Origin of the sequence: Streptomyces sp. WM6386 (genome assembly GCF_000972385.1) — a bacterium.
Classification (GTDB): domain Bacteria; phylum Actinomycetota; class Actinomycetes; order Streptomycetales; family Streptomycetaceae; genus Streptomyces.
Window position 1 is genome coordinate 1 of sequence record NZ_JXTE01000684.1, and the last position, 345, is coordinate 345.

A 345-nucleotide genomic window follows, 5' to 3' on the forward strand; every position below is an offset into this window, starting at 1 on the left:
CCCTGAACATCAACGGCGAGAAGCACCCCCTGCCCGTCGACCACCGCACCACCCTGCTCGACGCCCTGCGCGAGCGCCTCGACCTGCCCGGTACCAAGAAGGGCTGCGACCAGGGGCAGTGCGGCGCCTGCACGGTACTGCTCGACGGGCGCCGGGCGGTGTCCTGTCTGCAACTCGCCGTGGCCGCCGAAGGACGCGAGATCACCACCATCGAGGGCATGGCCGAGGGCGACCGACTGCACCCGGTCCAGCAGGCGTTCCTCGATCTGGACGGCTACCAGTGCGGCTACTGCACACCGGGACAGATCTGTTCGGCGATCGGCGCGCTCGCCGAGCACGCCGCCG

1 protein-coding gene is annotated in these 345 nt (G+C 70.7%); it reads left to right on the forward strand.

What is annotated here, in order from left to right:
• Positions 1-2 precede the first annotated feature (2 nt).
• Positions 3-345 (forward strand): (2Fe-2S)-binding protein (locus TN53_RS43230; RefSeq protein ID WP_234441879.1); only part of this gene is annotated, 343 nt, incomplete at its 3' end.